19 protein-coding genes and 2 pseudogenes are annotated in these 24,929 nt (G+C 69.5%); 7 read left to right on the forward strand and 14 right to left on the reverse strand.

The features are described from left to right. Positions 1-757 precede the first annotated feature (757 nt). Complete coding sequence (locus QF035_RS15720; RefSeq protein WP_307531147.1) at positions 758-2,344, reverse strand: DUF4192 domain-containing protein; 1,587 nt, start codon at positions 2,342-2,344, stop codon at positions 758-760. A 204-nt stretch (positions 2,345-2,548) separates the two neighbouring features. Here QF035_RS15720 and QF035_RS15725 point away from each other — a divergent pair, with 204 nt between their 5' ends. From QF035_RS15725 to QF035_RS15735, 3 genes are all read left to right on the forward strand, one after another. Then, positions 2,549-2,827, forward strand: a complete 279-nt coding sequence (locus QF035_RS15725) for a hypothetical protein (RefSeq protein WP_307520962.1) — start codon at positions 2,549-2,551, stop codon at positions 2,825-2,827. A gap of 28 nt (positions 2,828-2,855) precedes the next feature. Further along, positions 2,856-5,018 carry a RecQ family ATP-dependent DNA helicase gene (locus tag QF035_RS15730; protein ID WP_307520964.1) on the forward strand — a complete coding sequence of 721 codons (2,163 nt, stop codon included), beginning with the start codon at positions 2,856-2,858 and terminating at the stop codon, positions 5,016-5,018. A gap of 223 nt (positions 5,019-5,241) precedes the next feature. Beyond that, positions 5,242-5,868 carry a hypothetical protein gene (locus tag QF035_RS15735; RefSeq protein WP_055617258.1) on the forward strand — a complete coding sequence of 209 codons (627 nt, stop codon included), beginning with the start codon at positions 5,242-5,244 and terminating at the stop codon, positions 5,866-5,868. Positions 5,869-6,381: 513 nt separating this feature from the next. Here the strand turns inward: QF035_RS15735 and QF035_RS15740 are convergent. The 3 genes from QF035_RS15740 to QF035_RS15750 form a co-directional block, all read right to left on the reverse strand. Further along, on the reverse strand, positions 6,382-7,011 hold the full coding sequence (locus QF035_RS15740; RefSeq protein ID WP_307520965.1) for a hypothetical protein: 630 nt from the start codon (positions 7,009-7,011) through the stop codon (positions 6,382-6,384). 68 nt (positions 7,012-7,079) lie between these two features. Continuing rightward, entirely contained in the window at positions 7,080-7,781 is a 702-nt protein-coding gene (locus QF035_RS15745; protein WP_189841091.1) for a ribonuclease HII, read from the reverse strand. Positions 7,782-7,874: 93 nt separating this feature from the next. Further along, on the reverse strand, positions 7,875-8,498 hold the full coding sequence (locus QF035_RS15750) for a TetR/AcrR family transcriptional regulator (RefSeq protein WP_189841090.1): 624 nt from the start codon (positions 8,496-8,498) through the stop codon (positions 7,875-7,877). A 202-nt stretch (positions 8,499-8,700) separates the two neighbouring features. On the opposite strand from QF035_RS15750, the gene QF035_RS15755 reads away from it, so the two are divergent. Then, positions 8,701-10,254, forward strand: coding sequence for an MFS transporter (locus tag QF035_RS15755; protein WP_307520968.1), 1,554 nt, complete (start codon positions 8,701-8,703; stop codon positions 10,252-10,254). Between the two features lie 130 nt (positions 10,255-10,384). On the opposite strand, the gene QF035_RS15760 is transcribed toward QF035_RS15755, so the two are convergent. The 4 genes and pseudogenes from QF035_RS15760 to QF035_RS55775 form a co-directional block, all read right to left on the reverse strand. Beyond that, the gene (locus tag QF035_RS15760) at positions 10,385-12,199 is read right to left on the reverse strand and encodes a DUF4153 domain-containing protein (RefSeq protein WP_373466661.1); all 1,815 of its coding nucleotides are present in this window, start codon (positions 12,197-12,199) and stop codon (positions 10,385-10,387) included. A 292-nt stretch (positions 12,200-12,491) separates the two neighbouring features. Further along, positions 12,492-13,448 (reverse strand): ADP-ribosylglycohydrolase family protein, encoded by a 957-nt coding sequence (locus QF035_RS15765; RefSeq protein WP_307520969.1) that lies wholly within the window; start codon positions 13,446-13,448, stop codon positions 12,492-12,494. A gap of 178 nt (positions 13,449-13,626) precedes the next feature. Beyond that, positions 13,627-14,094 (reverse strand): transposase, encoded by a 468-nt coding sequence (locus QF035_RS15770; protein WP_444968450.1) that lies wholly within the window; start codon positions 14,092-14,094, stop codon positions 13,627-13,629. Between the two features lie 37 nt (positions 14,095-14,131). Beyond that, positions 14,132-14,890: pseudogene (locus QF035_RS55775) on the reverse strand (IS110 family transposase); the annotation flags it as partial. A gap of 250 nt (positions 14,891-15,140) precedes the next feature. On the opposite strand from QF035_RS55775, the pseudogene QF035_RS15780 reads away from it, so the two are divergent. Then, positions 15,141-15,417, forward strand: a pseudogene (locus QF035_RS15780) (IS110 family transposase); the annotation flags it as partial. A gap of 18 nt (positions 15,418-15,435) precedes the next feature. Here the strand turns inward: QF035_RS15780 and QF035_RS15785 are convergent. From QF035_RS15785 to QF035_RS15795, 3 genes are all read right to left on the reverse strand, one after another. Beyond that, positions 15,436-15,693 carry a hypothetical protein gene (locus QF035_RS15785; protein WP_307520974.1) on the reverse strand — a complete coding sequence of 86 codons (258 nt, stop codon included), beginning with the start codon at positions 15,691-15,693 and terminating at the stop codon, positions 15,436-15,438. A gap of 59 nt (positions 15,694-15,752) precedes the next feature. Further along, positions 15,753-16,412: a histidine phosphatase family protein gene (locus QF035_RS15790; protein WP_307520975.1), complete on the reverse strand. Its 660-nt coding sequence runs from the start codon at positions 16,410-16,412 to the stop codon at positions 15,753-15,755. Between the two features lie 82 nt (positions 16,413-16,494). Beyond that, positions 16,495-17,100, reverse strand: coding sequence for a YdbC family protein (locus QF035_RS15795; RefSeq protein ID WP_055617265.1), 606 nt, complete (start codon positions 17,098-17,100; stop codon positions 16,495-16,497). A 154-nt stretch (positions 17,101-17,254) separates the two neighbouring features. On the opposite strand from QF035_RS15795, the gene QF035_RS15800 reads away from it, so the two are divergent. After that, the gene (locus QF035_RS15800; protein ID WP_307520976.1) at positions 17,255-17,788 is read left to right on the forward strand and encodes a TerD family protein; all 534 of its coding nucleotides are present in this window, start codon (positions 17,255-17,257) and stop codon (positions 17,786-17,788) included. A gap of 86 nt (positions 17,789-17,874) precedes the next feature. Here the strand turns inward: QF035_RS15800 and QF035_RS15805 are convergent, their stop codons facing one another. Then, complete coding sequence (locus QF035_RS15805) at positions 17,875-20,769, reverse strand: vitamin B12-dependent ribonucleotide reductase (protein WP_307520977.1); 2,895 nt, start codon at positions 20,767-20,769, stop codon at positions 17,875-17,877. 148 nt (positions 20,770-20,917) lie between these two features. Next, complete coding sequence (nrdR, locus tag QF035_RS15810; RefSeq protein WP_307520978.1) at positions 20,918-21,469, reverse strand: transcriptional regulator NrdR; 552 nt, start codon at positions 21,467-21,469, stop codon at positions 20,918-20,920. Positions 21,470-21,991: 522 nt separating this feature from the next. Here nrdR and lexA point away from each other — a divergent pair. Continuing rightward, on the forward strand, positions 21,992-22,771 hold the full coding sequence (lexA, locus tag QF035_RS15815; protein ID WP_055617269.1) for a transcriptional repressor LexA: 780 nt from the start codon (positions 21,992-21,994) through the stop codon (positions 22,769-22,771). Between the two features lie 117 nt (positions 22,772-22,888). On the opposite strand, the gene QF035_RS15820 is transcribed toward lexA, so the two are convergent. After that, positions 22,889-24,910: an ATP-dependent DNA helicase gene (locus tag QF035_RS15820; protein ID WP_307520980.1), complete on the reverse strand. Its 2,022-nt coding sequence runs from the start codon at positions 24,908-24,910 to the stop codon at positions 22,889-22,891. Between the last annotated feature and the right edge of the window lie 19 nt (positions 24,911-24,929).

Consider the following 24,929-nt stretch of genomic DNA (forward strand, 5'->3'; position numbering starts at 1 on the left):
GACGGCGCACTTGGGCACGTTCGGTCGAGAACCGGGGAGACGCCGGTGTGGGCGTGGCATACACGGAGGACGCCGGCCTGGGGGTGGCACACATGCAGATCGGCTGTCGCATGCGGGCGGTCGTCCCAGTCCGGAGTTCCGGCCGGGAAGGGCCCATGCGGAGGCCGACGAGGGCGAGTGGCGCAACAACCGCTTCGTCGCTGGTCACCGCATCCGGCGGTCCGGAACCGGGCAAGGTCATCCGCCTCGCGGAGCGCTACGCCGCTCGCCTCCGGCAGGCCGCTCGGACCGCAGGTGTCGTCCGGCCGACGGCTCGGGTCGGCCGCGCCTTCCAACCGACGGCTCGGGTTGGACACGCCTTCCAACCGGCGGCTCCCGTCGGATGCACCTCCCGACGGTCGGCTCGGGCCAGCCGCGCCTCCCTGCAATCTGCCCAGGCCGGGTATGCCTCCCAACGCCCGGCCCCGGCCTGATGCTTCTTCCGGCTGGCGCCCCGGGCCTGATGCTTCTTCGGCCAGCCGACCTCGGGGCAGAGGCAGACTCCGTCCAGCCCGCCCCGGAGTCTCCTCAGAAGTCCCGCCCTTCCCGGGCACAACCACTCCCGGGACCCGAGCACTCACCCCACGCCACATCGCCCCAAGTCCGGCAGACGCCCGCACCAACCCGAGCCCCGCCAACCCCCAAGCCACCACCCGAAGCAGCCATGCCGACCATCCGAGCCGAGTCGCCCAACTCGCGCGGCACCGCTCCCCCGCCCTCATGTGTCGCCTTGCTTCGTCCCATGTCGGCCGGCGCCTCGGCGGGACCGGGTGCCGCCGCCAGTACCGTCACCGGCCCGGGTGGCTGCTTCCGGCGTCGGGGAGCCGTCGGCGGTGGACCGGGGACGGCGTGTGCCCACGGTTCCGGAGGACCGGGAACCCGGTCGGCTCCCCGCACTCCCCGCGCTCCCCGTGGACCGCGGCTTGCGTCGGCGACGGGAAGCCACCCGTGTCGACGATGTAGAGGCGGGCCCGGGCGATCCGTCGGCGTCGACCGAGAACGCCGCAGACGCCGAGGGCACCGAGGGCACCGAGGGCACCGAGGGCACCGAGGACCCGATCGCCTCCGCGTCAGCACGACCCACCCGCTCCTTGCGGAGACAGCGGCGAATCGACTCCGGATCCAGGCCCTCGTTGCACGCCTGGTGGAGAAGGCGAGCGAACAGGTATCCCGGATCCGCGCCGAGCGCCATCGCCAGGGCTTCGCGGGCCTCCAGCTCGTCACCCGAGGACCACGCGACCCACCCCGCGAGTGTGAGCGGCGCCGCGGCATGCTCGCCGTACGGCCCGACACAGCGGCGGGCCAGAGCCCGCCAGAGGCGGAGGGCCGGGCCGGCCTCGTCGCCCTCCATCCACTCCGCCGCCCGGTCGCGCGTCGTTCGGTCCTGGAGGCCGAGGATCAAGGTGGCTGCCTCGTCGTGACGCAGGAGTTCGTCGTCCCGGAGATCCGCCGACAGGGCACCGGACATACCTGCCGCACCGGACACAGCAAGTACACCGGAACCACCCGTCACACCGGCCGCAGACGTGGAATCGGCGAACCGGCGCATGACCCGATGAGCCAGGTCCAAGGTCTCCGTCGCTACGACTGTGCGGCTCTCGTCGTCCAGGATTCGCGGAATCAGCGCCATGCTCACCGCGTTGAGCGCGGACTCCTGCTCCAGTGCGGCTGCGGTCTCCCACGGAATGAGCCTCGCCCTGAACTCCCGCAGGGATCCCCGAATCTGGAGACCCGCGTAGGTGGCCGCGGCGGCCAGCACGGACGTGCCGGGCAACCCCATGGGTGTCCCGTCGGACGGGCAGCACTGCGCGCTGGGGCAGCAGTAGGACCAGAAGCGGCCGTCCGAGATGCACAGGGCCTCGATCACGGGAACGTCCAGGGCACCGCAGGCCGTGCGCAGCAACTGCGCGAGTGGCCGCAGTCGTTCCATGACGTCCCGGGCCGACTCTCCGTCCTTGGGGTCCTGACAGAGGAAGGCGACGATGCTCTCGGGCAGCGCGCCCCTGCGTTCGCTGCCCTTCACGAGTCCTTCAGTCAGCTGCCGGGCGACGGACGCCCAGTCGTCCGCGTTGCCCGGGATGCCGAGCCGGGCCCGTCCGCCGAACCTGCCACGCCCGTCCCTGTCGTGCAGGGCGGCGAGCACGATGCTGTCCTCGGGCCGGTATCCGAGCAGGTACGGCAGCGCGTCTGCCAGCTCGGCGGGAGTACGGAGCGTGACCTGATGCTCGGCGAACGGGACGCCGGACGCGCCGTGTGCGGGGCCAACCCGGCTTTCACGTCCACGGCCCCCACCCCGTGCGCCCAGGCCCGGTCCCGAGCCGTGTCCTCCGCTCCCCGAGCCATGCCCCCCGCTCTCTGAGCCGCGCCCACCGCGACCTGGACCATCTCCACCGTGCTCCGAGCCCTGTCCGCCACGCCCTGAACCGTGCCCGCCAAGCCCTGACCCACGTCCGCGACAGGCTTCGCCCTGCCTGCCACGCGCTTCGCGATCGCCCCCACCGACTTGGCCATGCTCACCACCCACGCCACCGCTCCTTCCAAGCCCTCCAAATCCTCCGAGCGCGTCGGACCCTCCAAACCCGTCGGCCCTTTCAAGCCCGCCGAGCCCGTCGCGCTCGCCGCACCCACCCATGTCACCGTCACCGTCACCGGGATTCCCGGCCGCTTCGCTGTGATTCGTCATGCCGTGACCATCCCGCGGATCCCGACGTTCCGCTTTGACCTGTGGATAACCACGACCATGATCACGTCAGAACTTGTCCACAGGCTGACCGCCTCATTCGCGTGATGTCCGACCCATCGGGTTGCATGGGGCCATGAGCAACGCAGAGCTGCGCACCGCGGCCGACACTGTCCTCGCCCGCCTCGTCGGCGCCCCGGCGGGTGACGCCCGGCTGCGCGAGGACCAGTGGCGCGCCATCGAGGCACTGGTCGCCGACAAGCGCAGAGCCCTGGTCGTGCAGCGCACCGGCTGGGGCAAGTCCGCCGTGTACTTCGTGGCGACGGCGCTGCTGCGGGAGCAGGGCGCGGGCCCCACCGTCATCGTCTCCCCACTCCTCGCCCTGATGCGCAACCAGGTCGAGGCAGCCGCGCGCGCCGGCATCCGGGCGCGGACCATCAACTCGTCCAACACGGAGGAATGGGACACGATCCAGGACGAGGTGGCAGCGGGCGAGGTGGACGTCCTCCTGGTGAGCCCCGAGCGGCTCAACAATCCTGACTTCCGCGACCAGGTGCTGCCCAAGCTCGCCGCAGCGACCGGCCTCCTCGTGGTCGACGAAGCACACTGCATCTCCGACTGGGGCCACGACTTCCGGCCGGACTACCGGCGGTTGCGCACAATGCTCGCGGATCTCCCGCCGGGCGTCCCGGTCCTCGCCACCACCGCCACGGCCAACGCGCGCGTGACGGCCGATGTCGCCGAGCAGCTGGGCACAGGCGGCAGCACGGACGCTCTCGTCCTGCGCGGCCCGCTGGACCGGGAGAGCCTGAGCCTCGGTGTGCTGCAGCTGCCCGATGCCGCACACCGGATGGGCTGGCTGGCCGAGCATCTGGGCGAGCTCCCCGGCTCCGGAATCATCTACACGCTCACGGTGGCCGCGGCCGAGGAGGTCACCGCGTTCCTGCGGCAGTGCGGGCACACAGTGGCCTCGTACACCGGGAAGACGGAGAACGCGGACCGTCAGCAGGCCGAGGAGGATCTGCTCGCCAACCGGGTCAAGGCCCTTGTGGCCACGTCCGCGCTGGGCATGGGCTTCGACAAGCCCGACCTCGGGTTCGTGGTGCACCTGGGGTCGCCGTCCTCCCCCATCGCGTACTACCAGCAGGTCGGCCGTGCGGGGCGCGGGGTGGAGCATGCCGAGGTGCTGCTCCTGCCGGGCAAGGAGGACCAGGCGATCTGGCAGTACTTCGCGTCGATCGCCTTTCCTCCGGAGGAGCAGGTCCGGCGCACCCTGGACGTTCTCGCCCAGGCCGGTCGGCCGCTGTCCCTGCCCGCGCTCGAACCCCTGGTGGAGCTGCGCAGGTCACGTCTGGAGACGATGCTCAAGGTCCTGGACGTGGACGGCGCGGTGCACCGCGTCAAGGGCGGCTGGATCTCCACGGGCGACCCGTGGACGTACGACACCGAGCGCTATGCCTGGGTCGCCAAGCAGCGTGCGGCAGAGCAGCAGGCGATGCGTGACTACGTGACGACGACCGGATGCCGAATGGAGTTCCTGCGGCGCCAGCTGGACGACGAGGGAGCCGCTCCGTGCGGTCGCTGCGACATGTGCGCGGGGCCCCGGTTCACCGACGCCGTGTCCTCGTCGTCCCTGGACTCCGCGCGTGGCGAGCTGGGCCGGGCGGGTGTCGAGGTCGAGCCCCGGAAGATGTGGCCGACGGGCCTGCCTGCGGTCGGTGTCGATCTGAAGGGGCGCATTCCGGCCGGTGAACAGGCAGCGTCCGGGCGGGCGTTGGGCCGACTCTCGGACATCGGCTGGGGCAACCGGCTGCGGCCGATGCTCTCGCCCCAGGCCCCTGACGAGCCCGTTCCGGACGATGTGGCGAAGGCCGTGGTCGGTGTGCTGGCCGACTGGGCGAAGGGTCCGGGCGGCTGGGCCTCGGGGAGCCCCGACGCGCAGCCGCGCCCGGTCGGTGTCGTCACCATGGCCTCGCACGGCCGACCGCGCCTGATCCAGTCCCTGGGCGCGCGGATCGCGGAGGTCGGACGCCTGCCCCTGCTGGGTTCCATCGAGTACGCCCCCGGACACGAGGCGGCGCAGGTCTCCAGGAGCAACAGCGCGCAGCGGTTGAAGGCCCTCGACGGGGCGCTCGTGGTGCCGCCAGGTCTCGCCACCACGCTGGCCCAGGCCCAGGGCCCCGTCCTGCTCGTGGACGACTCGACCGAGACCGGCTGGACGCTGGCCGTGGCCGCGCGTTTGCTCCGGCGGTCCGGTGCACAGGGGGTGTTGCCGCTGGTCCTTGCTGTGCAAGCCTGATCCAAGCGTGACATTCGAGGTAACGGGCAGGGATATATGAGGCGGATCACCGGATAACGGTCGGTGGCCCCAATTGCTCGTTGCCGCAACCAAGTTCGCCAGGAAGAATTGGCCTCGCGCCCCGCGTGGTCCTTCCTGGGCCGCCCGTTCGGGCTGTGCCGCGGTGCGCTCCCCCAAGTCCGACCCCCGCCCGTTGTATGGGCGCGTAGCCGAAGGGAGGACCGTGACCTTCGGATTCGCTCCGTCCTCGGCGGCATCGATGTCGACGTCCGCCACTTCCGCCAACTCACTCGCCCGGATGCTCGAACCCGCCGAATGGGCCGCAGCGGGGATACCGCTGCTGCGCAATCCCCGGGAAGTCGTCAGCGGGCTGCACTCCCGGCATCTGCCCCGGCCGGACACCGCGATCGTCGCCGTCCTCGATCCGGACGAACGGCTCAGGGCCAGCGCGTCCTTCGTCCGACGGCCGGCCCCGGCGGACGGCTGGATGTTCCGCAACGCGCTGCTCGCGCAGCTGCGCCGGGTCATCCCGCACGACCTGCGGCGCCGCACACCGGTGCGTACGGCCGTCCTGCTCTACTGCCGTGAGGGCGACGGGCGATGGACGGAGGAGGACGGGGCGTGGATGTGGGGGTTGCGAGACGCCTGCACGCTGCACGGGCTGCGTTGCGGGGCGTACATCACGCTGACGCGTGAGGGCTGGCAGGTGCTCGGCGAAGGGCGGGGCGGACGCCGGCCGAGCGCGGACTCGAAGCCGGAGTCCCTGGACGCCCTCGCCGCGGTCGAGACCATTCAGCCACGTACCGGTGGCTCGGCCTCGGAGGTGCTGCGCCGCGCGGCGGCGCGCTGAGGCGGAGCCCGCGACCGCCAGACGAGGCACAGGTCGGCCGTCCGTCCGGCCGACCGCCCCTCGGCAGTGGTCCCGCCGGCCGCCGCGCAGCCACAGAGGACCACCGGCCTCGCCGAGGCGAGACGGGCGCGACACCGGTCGGCCGAAGGCTGCGAGGGGAAGGGCAGACCGGAGCACCCGTACCCGCACAAGGGCACCCGGGTACAAACCTCAGCGTGGGCAAAGGCTCAGCACGTACCAGAGCTCAGCACGTACCAGGAGGACACACGCCCGGAGACGAGCTCACCCACCTGACGGCACCGAGACACGCACGCGCGTTCTCGAACCCGCACAGCCCCTCAGGCACGTGCGACGACCACGCTGAACAGCCATGGCGACCTCGCGGACCATGACAGCAACGCCGGCACGTCCCCCGTACCGGCACACGTCGGCCCGTCCACCGTGCTCATGCCACCGCAGCCTGGGCCGCAGTGGCACTCCACCCCCCAAGTACCCCCAGAAGAACGGGGGTCCTCAGACCCCCGCGCCCAGCACCGAGTTGATCTGCTGCGGATCCCCGCAGACGATCAGCAGGGTGCCGGCTCGGCGGAGAGCCAGCGGCAGGGCGGTGGCGGCAGTCGCGTCAGGTCCTCCGTTGACGGCGACGACGACCACGGGCCGGGACGCGGCACGGCCGAGGGCGGACGCGTCGGCGTAGAAGACGTCGTCTCCCGCGTCGTGCTGGGCCCAGTAGGCGGCCTCGCCGAACGAGAGCTCGTGCGCGGCCCACGGGTGCGGTTCGCCGGTGGTGATCACCAGAACCTCACCGGGGACGCGACCCGAGTCAAGGAGCAGGTCGACCGCTTCCTCGGCCGCGTCCAGCGCGCCCTCGGCCGAGGCCGGGATCAGCTGGATCTGCGGAGTCGAGGGGGCGGTGGGGGCCGCCGGGGCGGATGGCCCCGGCTTGGCCACGGCCGTGTCGTGCGGCGCGCGTTGCACCGGCGGCGCAGGCCGGACAGGACCCGGACGGCCGGGACGCGGCGGAGCCACGGGACGGGGTCCGGGTACGGGACGGGGGGTCGGCGCGGTACGGCCGGTGGCCGTAGTGGCGCGGGGACCCTGGGCACTCTCGTGAATCTGAGGCTCCTCGGGAATGAGAGGCATGAGCTGATTTTTATCAAACGCCGGTGCGAGTCGCGTCGGCGGGTGGCACATGAGTGCGAGCGGAACCGTCAGAAATCGAAGCCGAGCTGCCCTTCGATCTCCGGAACGCTTCCATCCGCCCAACTGCGGACCTTCTTGAGGTGCCGCCACTGGGGCAGCGCATCAAGATACGCCCACGTCATCCGGTGGTACGGGGTGGGGCCCCGCATCTCCAGCGCGGCCTTGTGCACCGGTGACGGATACCCGGCGTTGGCCGCAAAACCGAAGTCTGCATGGTCGATACCCAGTTCGGCCATCATTTTGTCGCGCTGCACCTTGGCGATCACCGAGGCCGCCGCGACGGCGACGCAGGACTGGTCGCCCTTGATCACCGTACGGACCCGCCAGGGGTCCCCGAGGTAGTCGTGCTTCCCGTCGAGGATGACCGCGTCGGGACGCACCGGCAGGGCTTCGAGGGCACGGCAGGCGGCCAGCCGCAGCGCGGCCGTCATCCCCATGTCGTCGATCTCCTCCGGAGAGGCGTGCCCGAGGGCGTACGACGTCACCCACTTCGCCAGTATCTCGGCGAGCGCTGTGCGCCTCTTGACGGTCAGGAGCTTGGAGTCGGTGAGGCCTTCGGGCGGGCGGCGCAGGCCCGTGACCGCCGCGCAGACGGTGACCGGGCCGGCCCAAGCGCCGCGCCCCACCTCGTCGACACCGGCGATGACCTTCGCTCCGGTCGTGGCGCGCAGGGAGCGCTCGACAGTGTGGGTTGGGGGTTCGTACGGCATGGCCCCCTCAGCCTACGCCGCTCGGAACCCCACGCGACACCCAGGTTTCCCCAGGCAACCTCGGCGCTCCGGCCTCACCGCCGCAGAGACCGCTCACACACTCGTCGGCCGCAGCAGCGGAACCATGAGTTGGTCGATCATCTCCTCGATGTCCCGCTCGCTCCATTCACTCGCGCACACCTTGGACCGGTACATCATCATCGCCGGAATGGCGTCGAAGACATACGAGTTCGCCGCGTCGGACCGCACCTCTCCCCGCTGGATTCCACGGTCGACGACCTCACCGAGCAGCCGGATGGTCGGCTCCACGACACCTCCGAAGATCACCTCCTGGAAGCGCTGGGCCTGCGCCGCGTCACATTCGTGAATCACCGAGCGCATCGCGAATCCAGGGCGGGAGAACATCGCCTCACGCGCCCGACGACACAGCTCCAGCAGGTCGTCCCGCACACTCCCCATGTCGGGCACGTCCTCAAGTGACGGCAGCCCCGCCCGGAGTGCGTCCGCGACCAGATCCTCCTTCGACGGCCAGCGGCGGTAGACCGCGGCCTTGCCGGTCTGGGCGCCGGCGGCGACGCCCTCCATCGTGAGTCCGTTCCAGCCGACCGTACTGAGCTGATCCAGCGCGGCTTCGAGGATCGCACGTTCGAGTACGGCACCACGGCGGCGCGGGGAGGCCGCCTGAGCGGAGGCGGCCGTCCAACTCGAAGTAACCATGAGCGTGTCTCCGTCTGAGCGGGCAAGCGGCACGCACGCGCGTGCATACGTGCCGTGCGGACCGGGAGGGTCCGCAAGCGGTCAAGTGACGCAAAGCGGCAGCGACTTCAGTGAACGCTTGCGTTCACTGTCGGGGACTCACTACCGTTTGACGCGGCAGTGAACGCGAGCGTTCACTAAGGCACTCGTGGGGGACTTGATTGTGACAACCTCTCCGTTGATTAAGGAACCAAAGCCAGGAGCGGCCCGCCGGGAGGGGCATCCCGGCATCGCACTCACCGTCATCGCGGCCTGCCAACTCATGGTGGTACTCGACGCGACGATTGTGAACATCGCCCTCCCGCACATTCAGAACGCGCTCGAGTTCTCCACCACCGACCTCACCTGGGTCGTCAGCGCGTACACACTCACCTTCGGCGGTCTGCTGCTGCTCGGCGGCCGGGCCGGTGACATCCTCGGCCGTCGCCGGGTCTTCATGACCGGCATCCTGCTCTTCACGCTCGCCTCGCTGCTCGGCGGATTCGCCCAGGAACCCTGGCAGTTGCTGGCCGCACGCGCCCTCCAGGGCGTCGGTGGCGCGATCGCGTCACCGACCTCACTGGCACTGATCACCACGACGTTCCCCGAAGGGCCCGAGCGCAACAGGGCGTTCGGAGTCTTCGCCGCGGTCTCGGCCGGCGGCGGCGCGATCGGCCTGCTGGCCGGCGGCATGCTCACCGAGTGGCTCGACTGGCGCTGGGTGCTCTTCGTCAACGTACCCATCGGTGTGCTGATCGCCGTGCTCGCACCGCTCTACATCAGCGAGTCCGAACGGCATCCGGGGCGCTTCGACATAGCGGGCGCGCTGACCTCGACGGCCGGCATGGCATCGCTCGTCTACGGCTTCATCCGGGCCGCGGAGGAGGGCTGGCGGGACAGCCTCACTATCGGCTCCTTCGGCGCGGCGGTGGTCCTGCTGGCCGCGTTCGCGCTGGTCGAGTCCCGGGCGAAGGAACCGATCACACCACTGCGGATGTTCGCCGACCGCAACCGCTCCGGTACGTACGTGATCATGCTGAGCCTGGCCGCGGCGATGTTCGGCATGTTCTTCTTCATCGTTCTCTTCGTGCAGAACGTGTTGAGCTACACGCCGATCGAGGCGGGCCTGGCCTTCCTCCCCGTGACGGTCGCGATCGCCGTCGGAGCGGGTCTGTCGCAGAAGTTCCTGCCGGTGCTCGGCCCGAAGCCGTTCATGATGGTCGGCTCGGCCCTCGTCGCGCTCGGGCTCGGCTGGCTGACCTTCATGGACCCCGGGAGCACGTACGTCGGCGGGATCCTCGGTCCGATGCTGCTGTTCGCCTTCGGCATGGGTCTGAACTTCGTGACGCTGACCCTGACCGCGGTCTCCGGGGTCGCCGTGCACGAGGCGGGCGCGGCGTCCGGCCTGCTCAACGCCACGCAGCAGGTGGGCGGTTCGCTCGGCCTCTCCATCCTGACCACGGTCTTCGGCACGGCCAGCCGTGACGAGGCGGAGAAGCAGGTCGCGGACTTCATGGCCACCGCCTCGGCCGAACAGAAGGCGGAGTTCGCCAGGACCCAGCAGCTGCCCGCTCCCTGGAGCCACGAGGTGCTGTCCCAGGGGATCTCCACGGCCTTCATCCCGGCCGTCGCGATGGCGGTGCTCGCCCTGGCCGTCGCCGCATTGGTGATCCGGGTCCGCAAGAGCGACCTCGACGCCCTGGCGGGCACGGCCGGGGCCGGACCCGCCGCGGGCTGAACGAGCGACAGGGCTGGACCGCCGTATTCAGTACGGCGGTCCAGCCCTGTCGCTCGTTCGCATCCCTCAACCGTGTCCCTCGACGAGGATTCCTCGCAGGCGTGTACGCGGTCCGTGTGCGCCCCCCGCCTCAGCGGTACGCCAGCTCGGTGCCCAGTCGGTTGCACACGCTCCAGTCGGCTTCGGGGGACAGCGGCCGTCCGTCGAGGATGTCCCGGGCGCGCGCCTCGCCCAAGCTGGTGGCGTACCAGGACTTGTCCGCCCCCTCCAGGTCCTGCGCGATGGACTGCAGGGCACAGGAACGCAGTGGCTCGTCAAGTTTGTCGAGAGCCGGTGCGGCGTCGGCGGAGAGCCCGCGCGCGTAGTCGAGGTCGAACGAGCCCTTCGCCTCGTACCGCTGAACGTTGCGCTCGGCGATCAGAGCGTCCGGCGACATCAGCCCGAAGGCGAGCACTCCCGCGGCGGCGCTCGCCAGGACCGCACGCGGCAGCCAGCGGGCGCCCCAGACGCCGGCCGCCATGATGAGCACGATGACCAGGCCGAGCCAGAGCTCCACGGTCACCACGGAGATCCGCAGTCGCGTCAGCCCGTACGCCGCCACGTACATGTCCATACGCCGCACCGCCGAGGCCACGACGACGAGCGCGAGGACACACAAGGTTCCGAGGACGGCACGCACCAGCGTCCAGTCGCCGGAGCTGTCGCGAGGAGCCCAGCGCAGGGCGAAGACGATGACGAGCAGCGTGAGCAGCGTGACCAGCAGCAGCTGCCAGAAGCCCTGGCGCGCGTACTCGGCGTAGGTCTGGCCGGTCTTCTCCAGTACGGCGTCGTAGCCGCCGAACAGGACGGCGAGCTGGACCGCGTTGAAGACCGCGAAGAGCGCGGCGAGCACGATCAGGGGCAGCGCCCACTCGACACGTCCGCGAGGGCGGCCCGCCGGGACCTCGACACGGTCCCACTGAACGGGTGCGGCGGCCGTGTGCGCCACCATGAGCGCCCCGACCACACCGATCACGAACAGGACGACGTGCCAGGGCCCTCCGGAGACCGACGCGTCCGGCACTAGACCGCCGAGCAGGTCCGCGAAGGCGGCGTCCGCCCCGGCGAAGAGCGCGCCGAAGACCACCAGCAGGACCGCGGCAACGGCGAGCGCGCGCAGCGTCGGGCCCACGTTGCCCCGGGCGCCGCCGGACCGCTCCCGCAGGCCGTTCCAGCCCCAGCGGGGACCGGTGACCAGCGAGGTGTAGAGACCGATCGGGCCGAACAGCACTCCTGTCCAGGTACGACCTCCGTGCAGGGCGAGCGAGCCCGCCGCCACCGCGGCCAGGACGGCGAGGAACGACGGCCAGTCGGCGTCGCGGAGCGCCGGCACGCTCAGCAGCGCAAGCCCTCCCACGCCCCAGACCAGCGTCCAGCGGTGCGGCTGCCGGCCCGCTGCCTGAGCCGCGTAGTACGCGCCCAGCGCGGCCGGTATCGCCACCAGCAGGAGGTTGAGGGCCAGGCCGTCTCCGAGCAGGAGCATGCTGAGGACGCCGGTGGCCAGGGCGGCCCAGAGCGTGGCGTCGCGGATGGGTGCCGGGGGCTTCGCCTGGACGTCGGCGAACCAGGAGTCGACGACGGGGCCGTCCCACTCTTCGTCCTCGTCGAGGTCCCGTGTGTCTACGTTCCGCGTGTCGACGTTCCGCGTGTCGACGTTCCGCGTGTCGACGTTCCGCGTGTCGACCTTGCGTTTCTCGGAAGCGGTCCCGCCTGAACCCGTCCCGCCTGAACCGGCCCTGGCCGAACCGGACCCCCCTGAACCGGTCCCCCTGGAGTCACCCCGCACGGAGTCACCCTTCGAGAGCGCGCCACCGGTACGGGCCGCAGGCACCTCGTCCGCCGGCGCCTCCGGTACGTCAGGCACCTCGGGTGCCTCAAGCTCCTCGGCATCGGCACCTGGCTTCACCACTGAATCCTTCGAGGCCGGCCCTCTCGGCTCGGCCTCGGACGGCGTGTCGGACACGGGACCCCCTCCCGACCGGTCCGGGCAGCGCAGCTCGTGGCCGCCGCGGAAGCCCAGGGACCGGTGTCTCGTCGGCGCCCGCCCGTGATCATCAACGGGCGGCGTGGCGGAAAGGTTAACCGTGGGACACGGGGCGCAGCCGGTCACCGGCTCTCTGTGGCAGGGCTGTGACAGTGGCAGACGCTTGGGGCAGGAGGAAACGGGCATGGAGAGAACCCTCGCCGACAGCCGAACGTCAGCCCTGCCCCGCAGCCCGGTCCCGCCGCCCTAATCCACAGCCTTGGCCCGCAACCCTCGCCGACAGCCACTCCGGAAGCGCCTCGGTCCGCTCCACCCACTCCGCGGGCGGCGTCCCGGCCTTCCCCGCGGCCACGACGCCTCCGACGATGGCGCAGGTCGTGTCCATGTCGCCGCCGACCTGGGCGGTCGCCCAGAAGCCCTCTTCGTAGTCACCGAGGGCCCGCGCCGCCGACCACAGGGCGAACGGCACGGTGTCGTGCGCGGTCGTACGCCGTCCGCAGCCGAGGACCGCGGCGACGGTCGTCGTGTCTCCGTAGTCGAGCATGTCCCGGGCGCGCCGCAGACCGGCTTCCACGGCACTGCGCGGCACCAGGGCGATGACCCCGTCGAGCAGCGCCCCGGGGGTCGGCGGGCCGCCCGGTGCGGCGGCCAGCGCGGCCGCCGCGGCCACCGCCATGGCGCCGACCACGGCTTCGCGGTGCTGGTGCGTGGGGTACGCCGAGATCTCGGCCTGGTGCGTGGCCTGCTCCGGATCGTCCGCGTACCAGGCGCCCAGGGGGGCGATGCGCATCGCCGCGCCGTTCCCCCACGAGCCCTGTCCCTTGAAGAGGGCCGAGGCCAGCTCGCGCCAGTCGCCGCCCTCCCGGACCTGCCGCAGCAGCCGGTTGACCGCAGGGCCGTAGCCGCGGTCGAAGTCGTGGTGCTCGGCGAATGAGCGGGCCAGCGCGTCCTGGTCGATGCGTCGGTGGACGGACAGAGTGGCCACTACGGAGGAGGCCATTTCCGTGTCGTCGGTCCACTGCCAGGGGCCGGGCGGCAGCCCGCGGCGCTTGAGCAGTGGATAGTTCGCGGGCACGAAGAACTGCGAGCCCAGCGCGTCCCCGACCGCGAGTCCACGCAGGCTGGCCAGGGCGCGGTCCAGGCGCCCGTCGGGTGAGGAGTCAGCGGTCATCGCCCTGCCACTCTAATTCGTTGCTACCGGATACGGCACCACCAGGTGGTTCCGCTGGTTCTGTTCGAGTTCTGGGACCGTGACATCTTCTGCCACTCCGGCTGATGAAGGCATACGCGGGCTCCTCGCCCATCACCCGGCCTCTGACACGAAAAGAGCCTGCGGTTGAGTTCGGTGGTCAGGCTGTGGCGACGGGTTCGAAGCGGATGGTCAGGCCGAGAGTGTTGGCTTCCTTCAGCATGCGGCGCATGGCGCGTGCTGGATCGCGGCGGGTGAAATAGTCCGCGCCCAGCTCGAGGTAGGGGACGTGGTCGTGGAGCACGTGCCAGACAGCAATGGCGATCTTGTGCATGACCGCGACCAGTGCCCGTTTGCCACCTCGCCGTGCCGAGATCCGGCGGAAGAACACGGCGAGATAGGTGTCCCGGCTTCTGATGGCGGCCAGCGCGGCGACTCCGAGCACGCGTTTGAGATGGGTGTTGCCGTGCCGGGTCCGGCCGGACTTGTTCACCCCTGCCGACTCGTTCTGCCCCGGGCAGACCCCGATCCAGGAGGCGAGGTGATGGGCCGTGGCGAACTGGCCCATGTCTCCGCCGGTTTCGGCAAAGAGGATCTCTGCCCGCCATGCGCCCGATGCCGGGAACAGTGTCCAGGAGGTCCAGGTCGTGCTCGTGCTCGCTCAGCAGGGTGGCGATACGGGTGTCGAAGACAGCGACCGTCTCCTTGAACCGGTCCGCCTCGTCCAGGTAGTGCTGGACCATGAAGGCGTGGTGGTCGGTGAAGTCGCCGTCCAGTGCCTCGATCAGGGCGGGGATCTTGGCACGGGCCTTGCCGACGGCAAGATCCGCAAGGCGTTCACGGTCGCGTTCACCGGCGACCAGGGCTGCCAGGATCGTCCGTCCGGTCTTCCCGGCCACATCGGTCAGCACGGAGGTGAGCTTCATCCCGGTGTCCTCCAGCTCCTTCTCCAGCCGCTGGACCTCCCGGCCTGCAGAACGCAGGAGTTCGGTGCGGCGCCGGGTCAGGTCACGCAGTTCCCGCACCATGCGGCCGGGGACGAAGGACGCCATCACCATTCCCGACGCGCCGGCCCGGGCCAGGAACGCGGCGTCGCTCGGATCGCTCTTGCGGCCCCTGATCCCCTTCAGGTGAGAGGGGTTGACCAGCATCAGGTTCAGCTGCGGCTGCAGCAGGTAGTAGACCCCGCGCCAGTAGTCGGCCGTTGCTTCCATGACCACCACGTCGACCTGGCGTTCCACCAGCCAGGCCAGGAGCCGACGTAGTTCGGACCGGGTGGTGCCGAACCGTTCGGTCTCCAGGCTCCATGTTCCCGCCCGAGTCGTACTGGGCGTGCGCACGCAGGCGAGCAGGAACCGCTTGCCCAGGTCCACTCCCGCGGACCGCAGATGGATGACCTCGTCCTTCACGTCCTGCCGACTCATCGCCCGCTCCTGAACACCCGTAGCGAAAACCTGGCGGGAACCCCGGAGGGATCAGGGAAAGAAGCGGAATCTGACACGCGTGCTCCCGGCAGCGGATCACTGCCTTGGCAACAAACCGTGGTCCCCAGCGCGACCCCCATTGCCATCCTGGACAAACGAGCTCACCGGCATCGCAGAGCCATCGGCGTGACCGGGGCACCCACCCCATTTTCTCTCACCCGAGGTGATCAGCGCAGCCATCCCCGTTCCTGGCAAGAAGTCCAGCATCACCCGCCGCCGCGTGAAGAACGACCGGCTCAACCATGCCGGCTACCTGTGGGCCTTCGCTGCGATCACCGCATCACCCGGAGCCAAGGTTCACTACCGGCGACGACGCGACAAGCACGGCGACTGGCACGCCTCGGCCCTACGTCACTTGTTCAACCGCATGGTGGGCCAGCTCCCACTGCATGCAGCACGGACATCGCTACGACGAGGCCTTGGCCTTCCCGATGCCGTCGGCAGAAGTCGAGGCGACCGCTGCATGACCGCAGATGCTGCGCCCTTCATTCGGGGATGACCAGGCCGTACTCGCGCAGCTGAGGCAGGCAGACCTCCAAGCATGCCTCCACAGAGACGGCGTCCGTGCGCACCAGGAGGTCCTCATGAAATGGGACTCCGGTCGCGACGAACGTCCACGGCCTTGTGCCCTCACGCATGCGCTCAGCATCAGCTTTGAACAGGACAGTGACTCCCTGCTCAGCCAGCAACTCCATGACCCGCACCACGTCCACCGAGACTCCCTCGCGCCCGTTATCGAACAACAGGCAAAGCTACAGAGGCATCGGTGCCGCCTACTTGACGACTTGGACCCGTGAGGCGTCTATCCGGTGACTCCGTACGGTTCCGGATCACGCCAGCGTTCGAAAGGACGGTCGAGCGTGTACTTGCCGTCCTCCCCGAGAACGAGCATGCGCACTTCCGCGTTCCCCGGGTTCGCCAGAGACTCGAATTCCGCGACCGTCCAGTGGAACCAGCGCATGCAGAACAGCCGCATGGCGAGGCCGTGGGTCACGAGAAGCACATTGGGCGGGTGATCGGGGGCCTCGAAGCTCCGGAAGAGGCTCTCCAGGAAGCCGCCGACCCGGTCGTACACATCGGCACCGGACTCGCCCTGCGCGAAGCGGTAGAAGAAGTGCCCGTACGCGTCGCGGTACGCCTTCTGCAGCCGTACGTCGTCCCGGTCCTGCCAGTTTCCCCAGTCCTGTTCGCGCAGCCGGGGCTCCTCGCGTACGCGTACCTTCCCGGGGTCGAGGTGGAAGGCCCGGAAGGTCTCGTGCGTGCGGCGGTACGGGGAGACGTAAACGCTTACGCGCTCGTCGCCGAGGACCTCTCGGATCCGCGTACCCGTCTCCTCCGCCTGCCGCCACCCCTTCTCGGTGAGCGCCAGGGCGTGGTCGGGTTCGCGTTCGTACACCGAGTCATCGGCATTGCCCACCGACTCGCCGTGCCGGACAAGGACGATGCGCCGTGGACGTGCCATACCGGAACCCTAGATCGAGTTACGCCCGATCGAGCACTCGTACGGGCTCTATACGGCACAGGTCACATAAATCGCGTGCGTCTCAGACCGTCCAGGACGGTTCCAACTGGACGATGTCGCCCGTGAGCGCCGCGACGTCCGCCTCCAGCTGGGCCCGCAGGGCGAGCCGCTCCACACGCTCGGCCCGGTACTTGCCGTGCTCGGCGGCCGACTGCCACATGGACAGGACCAGGAACTCGTGGCCGGGCGCCTCGCCGAACAAACCCCTCACCATGCCGGGCGAGCCGGCCATCGCCGGGTTCCACACCTTCTCCTGCATCAGCGCGAAGTGCTCGGCGCGCTCCTCGTGGACGCGACAGTGCGCCACCCGGACCAGATCGGTCTCCGTGAAGCGCGGCTCGAAGCCGGTCTTCACGTCGAAACGGTGATCGAAGAGTTTGCTCTGCGCGTCCTTGAAGGTGCCCGACTGGGCAGCGGCCAGCCGGTCATGGGAGCGCGCCATGAAGGAGTCGTAGAAGGCACGGCTCTCCCAGAAGGCGAAGATGTGGGCCACTCCGGGCCTTCCCCGGCTCCAGCCCCCGCCCTGCCCCCGGAAACCCGGCTCCCCCAGAAGTCCCGCCCATTTCCGCTGCCCCCGTTCAAAACCGCGGCGGTCCACCACGGTGCAGCGAATCCACTTGACCAGCACCGCGCCATCGTACGGCCCAGGAACGTGGCGTCGGTCACGCTCGGGTGGACTGTGGCCGCCCGAGCGCCCCCATGTGCGTGGCACGATGGGCAACACGCCTCACCTGCCAGGCAGTTGAGGCGCCCGACACAGGGTGACCACGAGGGGAGAACCGGTGAACGGCCTCAACAAGGGCATCAACAAGGTCGAGATCTCGGTGAAATGGGATCCCAGTCCCGCAGGCGAACCGGCCACCGATCTCGACATCGTCGCCGCCACCTACCTCGCGACCGACACACACAAAAACCCTGACTACGTAGTGCACTTCGACAGCCGCTCGCCGGACGGCACGATCTATCTCAACCGGGACAGCAAGGACGGCAAAGGCTTCGGCTGGGACGAGGTGATGACCCTGGAGCTCACCCGCCTCGACAAGCGGTACGCGCGCGTGGTCGTCGGCGTCGCCATCCAGCAGCGCTCCGGACGGTCGACCTTCGTCGGCGTGCACAACCCGGGCCTTCGGATCCGCGAGGGCTACAACGTCCTGGCCGAAGGCGATTTCGGCAGCGTTCCGGGGTCGACGGCCACCACGGTCGCGGACTTCGTACGCGACGACTCCGGAGAGTGGACCTTCCGGTCGGACATCCGCGGCTTCGACGCCGACCCGGCGACCTTCGCCAGGATCATGGGCAGCTCCCAGGAGTCCTGACCCGACGCGCTCACGCACGCCGAAGGGGCGGTACGGCCGATGGCCGTACCGCCCCTCACGGTTTGTGGATCAACTGCTGGTGCGGATCAGCTGCAGCCGCTGGTCGAGCCGCAGCCCTCGCAGATGTAGCAGGAGCCGGCCCGCTGCATCTTTGTGCCGCAGGAGAAGCACAGCGGGGCGTCCGCCTGGATGCCCAGCTGCATCTCCACCAGCTCGGCGCTGGTGTGGGCCTGCTGCGGGGCGGGCTTGGCCGCCTCGACCGCGGCCTTCGGCGTGGCGACGGCCTTCAGCTCCTGCGCGCGGGGCGCGGACTGGGCGAGACCCTCGACGTCCAGCTCGTCGTCGGTCGGCTCGTACGAGCCCGTCTCCAGGTGGCGCTGCCGCTCGTCGGCGGAGTGGATACCGAGCGCGGAGCGCGTCTCGAAGGGCAGGAAGTCGAGCGCCAGGCGGCGGAAGATGTAGTCGACGATCGACTGCGCCATCCGCACGTCCGGGTCGTCCGTCATACCGGCCGGCTCGAAGCGCATGTTGGTGAACTTCGAGACGTACGTCTCCAGCGGCACGCCGTACTGCAGGCCCACGGAGACGGCGATCGAGAAGGCGTCCATCATGCCCGCGAGGGTGGAGCCCTGCTTGGACATCTTCAGGAAGACCTCGCCGAGACCGTCGTCCGGGTAGGAGTTGGCGGTCATGTAGCCCTCGGCGCCGCCCACCGTGAAGGAGGTGGTGATGCCGGGACGTCCCTTGGGGAGACGCTTGCGGACCGGGCGGTACTCGACGACCTTCTCGACCGCGGTACGGATGGTCTCCTCGGCCTTGGCGGTGACCTCGGCCTTCTCCTTGTCCTTGGTCTTCGCGGAGAGGGGCTGGCCGACCTTGCAGTTGTCGCGGTAGATCGCGAGCGCCTTGACGCCCATCTTCCACGCCTCGAAGTAGACCTCTTCGACGTCCTCGACGGTCGCCGTCTCCGGCAGGTTGACCGTCTTGGAGAGCGCGCCGGAGATCCACGGCTGGATCGCGGCCATCATGCGGACGTGGCCCATCGCGGAGATGGAGCGCTCGCCCATGGCGCAGTCGAAGACCTCGTAGTGCTCGTGCTTGAGGCCCGGGGCGTCGACGACATTGCCGTGATCGGCGATGTGGGCGACGATCGCCTCGATCTGCTCCTCCTGGTAGCCCAGGCGGCGCAGGGCCTGCGGGACGGTGCCGTTGACGATCTGCATCGAGCCGCCGCCGACCAGCTTCTTGAACTTGACCAGCGCGAGGTCGGGCTCAAGACCGGTGGTGTCGCAGGACATCGCGAGACCGATGGTGCCGGTCGGGGCGATGACCGATGCCTGCGCGTTGCGGAAGCCGTTCTTCTCGCCGAGGCGCAGCACGTCCTGCCAGGCCTCCGTGGCGGCGGCCCAGACCGGCGAGTCCAGGTCGTCCACTCGCACGGCCACGGCGTTGGCGTCGGAGTGCTGCTTCATGACGCGCTGGTGCGGCTGCGCGTTGCGGGCGTAGCCGTCGTACGGGCCGACGACCGCGGCGAGTTCGGCGGAGCGCTTGTACGAGGTGCCGGTCATCAGCGAGGTGATGGCGCCGGCGAGGGAGCGGCCGCCGTCGGAGTCGTACGCGTGGCCGGTCGCCATCAGGAGGGCGCCGAGGTTGGCGTAGCCGATGCCCAACTGGCGGAAGGCGCGGGTGTTCTCGCCGATCTTCTGCGTCGGGAAGTCCGCGAAGCAGATGGAGATGTCCATCGCGGTGATGACCAGCTCGACGACCTGCGAGAAGCGCTCGACCTCGAAGGACTGGTGGCCGAGGCCGTCGTCCTTCAGGAACTTCATCAGGTTCAGCGAGGCGAGGTTGCAGGACGTGTTGTCCAGGTGCATGTACTCGCTGCACGGGTTCGAGCCGTTGATCCGGCCGGACTCCGGGCACGTGTGCCAGGCGTTGATGGTGTCGTCGTACTGGATGCCGGGGTCGGCACAGGCCCAGGCCGCCTCGGCCATCTTGCGGAAGAGCTCCTTGGCGTCGACCTCCTCGATGACCTCGCCGGTCATGCGGGCGCGCAGGCCGAACTTGTCGCCGTTCTCCACGGCCTTCATGAACTCGTCGTTCACGCGGACCGAGTTGTTGGCGTTCTGGTACTGGACGGACGTGATGTCGTCGCCGCCCAGGTCCATGTCGAAGCCCGCGTCCCGAAGGGCACGGATCTTCTCCTCTTCCTTCACCTTGGTCTCGATGAAGCCCTCGATGTCGGGGTGGTCGACGTCGAGGATGACCATCTTGGCCGCGCGGCGGGTGGCGCCGCCCGACTTGATCGTTCCTGCGGAGGCGTCGGCACCGCGCATGAAGGAGACGGGACCCGAGGCATTGCCGCCCGAGGAGAGGAGTTCCTTGGAGGAACGGATCCGGGAGAGGTTCAGGCCGGCGCCCGAGCCGCCCTTGAAGATCATGCCCTCTTCCTTGTACCAGTCGAGGATCGACTCCATGGAGTCGTCGACGGCCAGGATGAAGCAGGCGGAGACCTGCTGGGGCTGGGGCGTACCGACGTTGAACCACACCGGGCTGTTGAAGCTGAAGATCTGGTGCAGGAGGGCGTAGGCCAGCTCGTGCTCGAAGATCTCGGCGTCGGCGGGCGAGGCGAAGTACTTGTTGTCCTCGCCGGCCTTCCGGTACGTCTTCACGATGCGGTCGATGAGCTGCTTGAGGCTCACCTCACGCTGCGGGGTGCCCACAGCGCCGCGGAAGTACTTACTGGTGACGATGTTGACCGCGTTCACCGCCCACTCGGCGGGGAACTCGACGCCACGCTGCTCGAAATTGACCGAGCCGTCGCGCCAATTGGTCATGACGACGTCCCGGCTCGCCCACTCGACCTCGTCGTACGGGTGCACGCCCGGGGTCGTGTGGATCCGCTCGATGCGCAGGCCCTTGTTCGCCTTCGTCCCCTTGGCTCGGGAACTCCGTGCCGGACCGCTCGCCGTCTCTGTCATGCCGCCTCCCTGTATCGGGCTAAAACGCCCAGAAGTGCCTCGTTCTTCCCGTGGCACGGTGTGTGTCTGAATGCCACGAGCTCCGCGTACGCGTCCGCTCGCAACAGGTCTGTGGTCGCCGCCGTCCGGGCCGGGCAGGCCCCTCTCGTCAGTCGGCGGCGCTGGCGGGCACGGGGACTTCGACAGTCCCTCCGGACCCGCGGTCGATTCCCTGGCACTCCTGGCCCGCGTCTTCGTCGGCCGCGGCGGGGTGCTGCGTCTCTTCCCTGAGTTCAGTGATGGCGGCCTCGAAGTCCTCCAGCGAGTCGAACGCCCGGTACACGGACGCGAAGCGCAGATAGGCGACGAGGTCGAGCTCCTGCAAGGGGCCGAGTATGGCCAGTCCCACGTCGTGGGTGGTCAGTTCGGCGCTTCCGGTGGCCCGCACCGCCTCCTCGACCCGCTGGCCGAGCTGAGCGAGTGCGTCCTCCGTGACAGGCCTTCCCTGGCACGCCTTGCGCACGCCGTTGATGACCTTGGTACGACTGAAGGGCTCGGTGACTCCGGACCGCTTGACCACCATGAGCGAGCACGTCTCCACGGTCGTGAAACGACGGGAGCAGTCGGGACACTGGCGGCGCCTGCGGATCGACGTACCGTCGTCCGTCGTACGGCTGTCGACGACGCGGCTGTCGGGGTGCCTGCAGAAGGGGCAGTGCATCGAACTCCAACCCTCCTCACACAAGCACGACTCAATAGCCTCGTCAGGGCCCTTGGGCCCCTCGAAGCAGCCCCCAGCATAGGCGATGACCATGGGTCCGGAAGACCGGGGGACCACAACTTCTGGGCTGCTATTGCAATCCAACCACTAGATGTGGGGATTGGCTCGTAAATTCGCACCCGGTGCGCGTGTCGCACCCGTATTGGCATGTGCCGCACGGCCATACCCGTGAGAGGCGTACGGGGATACGGTGGGCGCCACAGGGGCAGGGGGCCGGTTCCCGGCCGACGGGACACCTGGTGGCAGACTGGCCCTCGCCCCGCTCCGGCCCACAAGGCCATCGCCCCGGCGGTGAAGAGTACAGCAATGAGCGCTTTTGTCCGCCCGGTGCAGCGTTAGCCATACACCCAGACACGTGATCGCGTCAGGCCATCCACACTTTTTCACTCGAACGTGTGTTTGGCGCAACCTTTCGAAAGCAACTACCGTTGTCCAGCAGGGAGACGAACGAGAGGGGCCGACGTGACCACCACCGCAGACAGTGCCACCATCACTGCCCAGGACCGCTCCCAGGGCCGATTTGAGCCGGTGCATGCCATGAATGAAGTGAACCAGGAGGGGCCCAAGCCCACACGCTCCCTGCCGGGCCGACCTCCAGGTATCCGGGCGGACAGCTCCGGACTCACCGACCGGCAGCGCCGGGTGATCGAGGTCATCAGGGACTCCGTGCAGCGGCGCGGATACCCGCCGTCGATGCGGGAGATCGGACAGGCCGTCGGCCTCTCCAGCACCTCCTCGGTCGCACACCAGCTGATGGCACTGGAGCGCAAGGGCTTCCTGCGCCGCGACCCGCACCGACCGCGAGCATACGAGGTCCGTGGGTCCGACCAGTCCACCGCGCAGCCCACCGACACGGCGGGCAAGCCGGCCGCGTCGTACGTCCCGCTGGTCGGCCGGATCGCGGCCGGTGGCCCGATCCTCGCCGAGGAGTCGGTCGAGGACGTGTTCCCGCTGCCCCGGCAGCTGGTGGGTGACGGCGAGCTGTTCGTCCTGAAGGTCGTCGGAGACTCGATGATCGAGGCCGCGATCTGTGACGGGGACTGGGTGACGGTCCGCCGCCAGCCGGTCGCGGAGAACGGCGACATCGTGGCGGCCATGCTGGACGGCGAGGCCACGGTCAAGCGCTTCAAGCGCGAGGACGGCCACGTGTGGCTGCTCCCGCACAACTCCGCGTACCAGCCGATCCCCGGCGACGAGGCCACCATCCTCGGCAAGGTCGTGGCGGTGCTGCGGCGGATCTGACTCCGCCCCTGACCGGGCCCCGGGACCCCTGCGCCGGTTCCGGGGCCCTGTGCTGTCCCCACGTGCGCACGTCAGTAGCCTGCTCCCGCGCCTCAGCCGGGAGCAGGCTACTGACGTCTACGCCTCTTCTGGCTTCGCCTCTTCGGTCGCCTGTTCCGCTTCTGCGTTCTGTTCCGCCTTCTTCGCCACCTCGTCGATGGCGGCCAGGGACCTGCGCACCTGGTTACGGTCCGTCGTGAACCAGAAGTCGGGCAGTGACGCCTTCAGATAGCTGCCGTAGCGAGCCGTGGCGAGCCTCTGGTCCAGCACGGCGACCACACCGCGGTCCCCCGTCGCCCGTACGAGACGGCCGGCCCCCTGGGCCATCAGCAGGGCCGCGTGGGTGGCCGCGACGGCCATGAAGCCGTTGCCCCCGGCGTCCTCGACCGCCTTCTGGCGGGCGCTCATCAGCGGGTCGTCGGGGCGGGGGAAGGGGATCTTGTCCATGACGACCAGCTGGCAGCTGGCGCCCGGGACGTCCACGCCCTGCCAGAGCGAGAGCGTGCCGAAGAGGCAGGTCTTCGGGTCCGCCGCGAAGTTCTTGATCAGCTCGCCGAGTGTCTCCTCGCCCTGGAGCAGGATGGGGAACTCCGGGATGCGGGAGCGCAGTTCCTCCGCGGCGAGCTGGGCTGCCCGCATCGAGGAGAACAGGCCGAGCGTGCGGCCGCCGGCGGCCTGGATCAGCTCGGTGAGCTCGTCGAGCATGTCCCCGCGGTCACTGTCACGCGCGGGGCGCGCGAGGTGCTTCGCGACGTACAGGATGCCCTGCTTGCCGTAGTCGAAGGGCGAACCGACGTCGATGCCCTTCCAGGGCGGGATGTCCTCGCCCTCGATGCCTTCCGGGGCCAGGCCCAGTGAGGCACCCACGCCGTTGAAGTCGCCGCCGAGCTTGAGCGTGGCCGAGGCCAGGACGACGGAGCGGTCCGTGAAGAGCTTCTCGCGCAGCAGACCCGACACGGACATCGGGGCGACCCGCAGGGAAGCTCCGAACCGGTCGTGCCTCTCGTACCAGACGACGTCCCACTCCGAGCCGTTCGTGATCCGCTCCGCCACGTCGTGGACCGACTCCACGGAGGCGAGGGCCTGTTTTCGGACCGCGTCCTCGTCACTGACGGACTTGTCGCGAGTCGCACCGATCGCCGAGATGACCGTACGCGCGGCGTCCCGCAGGGCCATCAGCGCGTATCCGAGATCTTCGGGGACCTCCTCCAGGCGGCCGGGCAGAGCGAGCTCCATCAGGCGCTCGAAGCCCTCGGCGGCCGTCTGGAGCTGGTCGGCCGCCTTCTCGTTGACGAGCTTCGCGACGCGGCGCACGGCGCGGTTGACCTGGCCCGGGGTGAGCTCGCCGGTCGCGACTCCGGTGACGCGGGAGACCAGCTCGTGCGCCTCGTCCACGATCAGCACCTCGTGCTGCGGGAGGACCGGGGCGCCTTCGATGGCGTCGATCGCGAGTAGGGCGTGGTTGGTGACGACGACCTCGGCGAGCTTGGCGCGCTCGCGGGCCATCTCGGCGAAGCACTCCGCTCCGTAGGCACACTTCGAGGCGCCGAGGCACTCCCTGGAGGACACCGAGATCTGCGACCAGGCCCGGTCCGAGACACCGGGGGTGAGATCGTCGCGGTCGCCCGTCTCGGTCTCGTCCGCCCAGTCCCGCATCCGCAGCAGGTCCTGGCCCAGCTTGCTGGTGGGAGCGGCCGCCTCGAACTGGTCGAAGAGGCCCTCCTCCTCGTCCTGTGGGACGCCTTCGTGGAGGCGGTGCAGGCACATGTAGTTCGACCGGCCCTTGAGCATCGCGAACTCGGGGCGGCGGCGCAGCAGCGGATGCAGGGCGTCCACCGTGCGCGGCAGGTCCCGCTCCACGAGCTGGCGCTGGAGCGCCAGGGTGGCCGTCGCCACGACGACCCGCTCCCCGTGCGCGAGCGCGGGCACCAGGTATCCGAGCGACTTTCCGGTACCCGTGCCGGCCTGGACCAGCAGATGGGAGCCGTCGTCGATGGCCTGCTCGACGGCTTCGGCCATGGTCACCTGGCCAGGGCGCTCCGTACCGCCGACGGCTGTGACGGCGGCATGCAGGAGTTCGGGGAGTGAGGGCTCTGTCATAGCCCGACCACCCTACGGG

Origin of the sequence: Streptomyces umbrinus, from assembly GCF_030817415.1 — a bacterium.
In the GTDB taxonomy this organism is placed as follows: Bacteria; Actinomycetota; Actinomycetes; order Streptomycetales; family Streptomycetaceae; genus Streptomyces; species Streptomyces umbrinus_A.